The 5,773-nt window shown below is 41.9% G+C and carries 3 protein-coding genes; all 3 read left to right on the forward strand.

What is annotated here, in order from left to right; genetic code table 11:
- On the forward strand, nt 1-3,808 hold a 3,808-nt coding region (locus tag H6S82_RS15380), incomplete at its 5' end, for an amino acid adenylation domain-containing protein (RefSeq protein WP_191056383.1).
- 11 nt (nt 3,809-3,819) lie between these two features.
- Nucleotides 3,820-5,205 carry an aspartate aminotransferase family protein gene (locus tag H6S82_RS15385; RefSeq protein ID WP_190467999.1) on the forward strand — a complete coding sequence of 462 codons (1,386 nt, stop codon included), beginning with the start codon at nt 3,820-3,822 and terminating at the stop codon, nt 5,203-5,205.
- A gap of 51 nt (nt 5,206-5,256) precedes the next feature.
- On the forward strand, nt 5,257-5,773 hold a 517-nt coding region (locus H6S82_RS15390), incomplete at its 3' end, for a class I SAM-dependent methyltransferase (protein ID WP_191056384.1).

The raw sequence follows: 5,773 nt of genomic DNA on the forward strand, positions 1-5,773 counted from the left end.
GAATTTAACTCTTCCTTTTGAAAAGGATATTGTTGAAAAGCCGAAGTTTCAACCAGAAGTTATCAGTATAACTATAGATACTGGTTTAACGAAAAAAATTGAAGAACTGGTTAACGAAAATAACACTTCCGTTTCTATATTTCTCTTAGCTTGTTGGCAGATTTTACTCTGGCGTTTAACTGGGCAAGATATTATTGTCGGTATTAGGACTGATGGGCGAAAATATGCCGAATTAAAGTCAGCTTTAGGTTTGTTTGCCAAATATTTACCTTTCTCGTGTCATCTAGAAGATAACTTCCGCTTCACCGACGTATTGAAACAGCTTGGTGAATCGCTGGAAGAGATTTACAAATGGGAAGACTGTTTTACTTGGGAAGAAATAGTTGGCTCCGATGCAAGCGCGTTTGGCGTGCCTTTTTGCCCTTTTAGTTTTGAGTTTGAAGAGGGTTCTGCTAACTATTCGATCGCAGATATTTCTTTTGCCATTACCAAGCAGTTTGCTTGCATCGAACCCTTTAAAATCAAGCTTGACTGCGTGCGTACAAAAGATGCGATAATTGCAGAATTTCACTACAATGCACACTTGTTATCGGCAGATGATATCAAGCGTTTGGCAGGACAATTTGAAACTTTATTGCAAAGCGCGATAGGGCATCCGCCCCGCTACGCGATCGCACAACTAAATCTGCTCAGCGATCGCGAACTTCACCAACTTTTATTCGAGTTCAATAATACGGAAACCGATTATCCAAAACACAAGTGCATCCACCAACTTTTCGAGGCACAAGTTCAACGCACACCAAACAATATTGCCCTCCTATTTGAAGATCGGCAGCTAACATATAGCGAACTCAACCAACGCGCTAACAAAGTAGCTCATTACCTGCAAGGATTGGGAATAAAACCAGAGGTAATGGTAGGAATTTGTGTAGAGCGATCGCTCGAAATGTTTGTAGGAATTCTCGGTATTCTCAAAGCTGGTGGAGCCTACATACCCCTCGACCCTAGCTATCCTCAAGAGCGGTTAGCTTTCATGTTAGAAGATGCTCAAACGCCAGTGTTATTAACCCAGGCATCTTTGCTCAGCGCTCATTTATCAAAAGTTATTGGCGATCGACCGACAACAAAAGTAGTTTGTTTGGATGCAGATTGGGAAGAAATCGCACAGCAAAGCCAGTCAAACCCGCTTACCGATATAACGCCTTCTCACCTCGCCTATGTTATCTACACTTCTGGTTCTACCGGAAAACCGAAAGGAGTTCAGATAACCCATCAAAACATAGTTAATTCCACAAACGCTCGCCTGACTTACTATCAAGAACCTGTCACCAGCTTTTTATTACTTTCATCTTTCGCTTTTGATAGTTCCGTAGCGGGTATATTTTGGACGCTTTGCCAAGGAGGAACTCTTCACATTCCTGCTGAAGGCATACAGCGAGAACCTCAAAGTATCGTAGAATTAATTGCCCAATATCGCATCTCCCATTTATTAAGTCTTCCTTCTCTTTATGCCCTCATCTTGGCACAAGCAAAAACCGAACAGTTAGTTTCGCTTCGCACTGTTATCGTAGCGGGTGAAGCTTGTCCAAAAGAGTTAGTTGAACATCATCTCAAACGCATTGCTGAAACATCTTTATTCAATGAATATGGCCCTACAGAAGTAACAGTTTGGAGCAGTGTATATCATTGCCGATCGCAACTATCAAAAACGCAAGTACCGATAGGTCGTCCGATTGCTAACACCCAAATTTATATACTCGATTCCTATTTGCAACCTGTTCCCATCGGCGTTGCTGGCGAATTGTATATCAGTGGTGTTGGTGTAGCCAGAGGTTATCTTAACCGACCGGATTTAACTGCCGAAAAGTTTATCTCGAATCCTTTTGTAAAGGCAGAAGGTAAAAATACGAAGGATGAAAATACTTCAAATCGTCTTTACAAAACTGGAGATTTAGCCAGATACTTACCCGATGGCAACATAGAATTTATCGGTCGCATCGATCATCAAGTAAAAATTCGCGGCTTCCGCATTGAAATCGGAGAAATTGAAGCATTACTACTTCAACATCCAGGAGTGCGGGAAGCAGTAGTAATCGCGAGAGAAGATGAGCCAGGTAACAAACGCTTAGTCGCTTATGCAGTTCCATCTCAAGAATCTGCTCCCACAATTAGCAATTTGAGCGTTTTTTTGAAAGAGAAATTGCCTGAATATATGGTGCCTTCTGCCTACGTAATGCTCAAGGCTTTACCGCTAACACCTAATGGCAAAGTCGATCGGCGATCGCTACCTGCACCTGAGCGAGTACGCCCGGATTTGGAAGCAGTTTTTGTCGCACCTCGTACCCCTGTTGAAAAGATATTAGCCGAGATTTGGGCGGAAGTTTTAGGTATAGAAAAAGTAGGTGTCTATGACAACTTTTTCGAGTTGGGCGGACATTCCTTATTAATGACTCAGCTTTTGGCAAAGGTGCGAAATACTTTTCAGGTGAGTTTATCCTTGGGCAGTATGTTTGAAGCGCCTACCGTTGCAGGAATGAGCGAACGTATCGAGATGACAGTGGGAACAGAAAAAATTAGCAGACAAGATGCGATCGATCTCAATGCAGAAGCTGTTCTAGACCCCACAATTCGTCCAAATAAGCTACCTGTAGAATTCACCAGCGCACCGAAAAATATCTTATTGACTGGAGTAACAGGTTTTGTAGGAGCGTTTTTACTCTACGAACTCTTACAACAAACTGAAGCAGATATTTATTGTTTGGTTCGTTCCACCAATGCAGTAGAAGGCAAACAAAGAATTCAAAGCACACTTGCATCTTATTTGCTTTGGGATGAAAGCCTGAGTTCCCGGATTATCCCCATCGTAGGAGATTTGTCCAAACCGCTTTTCGGACTTTCAGAAGAGCAGTTTTTGATGATGGCAAATCAACTCGATGTCATCTATCATAATGGTGCATTGGTTAATTTCACTTATCCTTACTCTGCACTGAAAGCTGCCAATGTTTTGGGAACGCAAGAAATCCTGAGATTGGCAAGTCAAGCTAAACTTAAACCAGTGCATTTTATCTCCACAACTTCGGTTTTTTCCTCAGCAGGTGCTGACAAAGTTCGTGTTGTTCGAGAAGGAGATGAAATCGATAATAGCGAAGTAATCAATGGAGGCTACGCTCAAAGTAAATGGGTTGCTGAAAAATTAGTAACAATTGCCCGTTCCAGAGATATTCCTGTCGCTATTTACAGACTGGGACGTATTTCTGGGCATAGTCGAACTGGTGCTTGCAATACAAATGACCATACTTTCAGAACAATTAAAGGCTGTATCCAACTCGGATATGCGCCCAATTTGGACGCGATCGCCAACATTACCCCTGTGGATTATGCCAGCAAAGCGATCGTTCATTTATCCCAACAGAAACAATCGCTGGGTCAAAACTTTCACTTAGTAAATCCTCAACCTGCACATTGGCATGAATTAGTTAACTGGATTCGTGCGATGGGTTATCCGCTTGAGGAAATATCCTATGAAAGTTGGCAAGCCAAACTACTTAATATTGCGGATAATTCACCGGAAAATGCTTTGTATCCGCTTGTCTCTACGTTTTCTGAAAAGGTTTCTGTTGATGATAGTAAAGCGGTGCTGGAGTTCGACTGCCAAAATACCATTAATGGACTTGCAGAAACATCGATCGCCTGTCCGCCAGTAGATGCACAATTGCTTAGCACTTACTTTTCATACCTGATTCGTAGCGGCTTTTTAGATTCCCCGTCGTCGAGTCAGAAACTTGAATACTCATTTCCCAAAAGCTGAGGTAATCATACATGATTCAAGAAGCAGTTAATTTGCAGCAAAGTTATCTGAGTAAATTTATCGATCGCTATAACAATAGCACCCGAACATCCAAAGAATTCACCCAAAAATATCGCCCGATTCTAGCCGATACCAGAGTTTCGGATGGATTCAACTTTTTTGTCAAAGAAATGTTGTATCCAATTGTGGCAAAACAATCTTTAGGTTCCAAAATATGGGATATCGATGGTAACGAATATATCGACCTAATCATGGGATTCGGTATCAATCTCTTCGGTCACAATCCACCTTTTATCAAAGAAGCATTGCAAGAGCAACTCGAACTAGGCATACACATAGGGCCACAAATAGAACTTGTAGGTGAAGTAGCGGAATTAATTTGCGAATTGACACAAATGGAACGAGTTACCTTTAGCAATACAGGCACAGAAGCAGTAATGACAGCAGTGCGTGTAGCCAGAGCGGTAACAGGTCGTCATAAGATTGTTTTATTTTCTGGTTCTTATCACGGTCATTTTGATGGAACGCTAGCCAAAGCGCAAGCAACGCCGATCGCTCCCGGAGTCCTGCCAAATTTCGTTGCAGATATTTTGGTTTTAGATTACGGAAATCCTCAATCACTTGAAATGATCGAATCCCATAAAAATGAATTAGCGGCTGTTCTAGTTGAACCCGTACAAACTCGGCGACCTAACTTTCAACCCAAAGAATTTCTGTTGCAATTAAGGCAATTGACAAAAGAATCCGATATCCCGTTAATCTTTGATGAAATGGTGACAGGTTTCCGAATTCATCCCGGAGGAGCGCAAGCTTACTTTGGCATTCAAGCAGACATTGCTACTTATGGAAAAATTGTCGGTGGCGGTATGCCGATCGGAATTATCGCCGGCAAAGCTGCTTACATGGATGCCATTGATGGCGGTATGTGGAACTATGGCGATAACTCTTCTCCTCAGACGAAAAAGACATTTTTTGCAGGCACGCACTGCAAGCATCCACTGTCAATAGCTGCTGCACGCGCCGTACTAAAACATCTAAAAATGCAGGGTTCTGGACTTCAGGAAAAGTTGAATCAACGCACATCTCAATTTGTTTTAACGCTGAATAATTACTTTGAACAAGAAGGATTACCCATCCGGTTAGCGAATTTTGGTTCTCTGTTTGGCCCTGCTGTTTCAGGGAATGATGATTCGGAAAATTCGACTTTTTCGGCAATTATGGATTTGTTATTTTACCATCTAATCCACAAGGGAATTCTCTTGCGAGGTGTAGGTAATTTTCTGTCTACATCTCATACAGATGAAGATTGCGATCGCATCATTCAAGCTGTTAAAGATAGCGTCGCAGAACTGCAAGATGGAGGCTTTCTACCAAAACTTTCTATCAAAGCTTCCTAATATAAGTCCCGATGATTTCAACCCCACTCACAGCGCCAGGAAAAACTTTTGATGTCTTTAGCAACTGTTTATAACGCTTATAACCCCTTTGCCAGAATATATAACGAATATTGGGCAGCGGATATTGCCAAGAAAACGATACCACCTTTGGAGAAATTGCTGATACCGCACCTCCCCGAAAGAGCGCGGATTATTGACCTCTGTTGTGGTTCTGGACAAGTGACACAACAGCTACTAAAAAGAGGCTACCAATTAACTGGAATTGATGGCTCTGAAGAAATGTTAGATTATGCTCGTAAAAATGCACCTAGCGGTGAATTTTTACTGGATGACGCACGTTTTTTTAAACAGCCTCCAACTTTTCATGCAGTTATTTCGACAACTGGCTCCCTCAACTATGTGATGAACCTTGAGGAATTGACAAGCGTCTTCCGAAATGTTTATGCAGCACTGCTGGAAAATGGCTTGTTTGTCTTCAACGTATATTTGGAAGAAGAATATCAGTCAGATTGGAATGGTAGTATGTCTGGCGATATTAAAGATGATTATGCTTGGGCAGTTCGACAGA

The organism is Planktothrix sp. FACHB-1355 (assembly GCF_014748295.1).
Classification (GTDB): Bacteria; Cyanobacteriota; Cyanobacteriia; order Cyanobacteriales; family Aerosakkonemataceae; genus Aerosakkonema; species Aerosakkonema funiforme_A.

What these genes read in the sequence shown, in the direction of transcription:
- H6S82_RS15385 (WP_190467999.1), top strand. Translation starts at nt 3,820, where the DNA reads ATGATTCAAGAAGCAGTTAATTTGCAGCAAAGTTATCTGAGTAAATTT.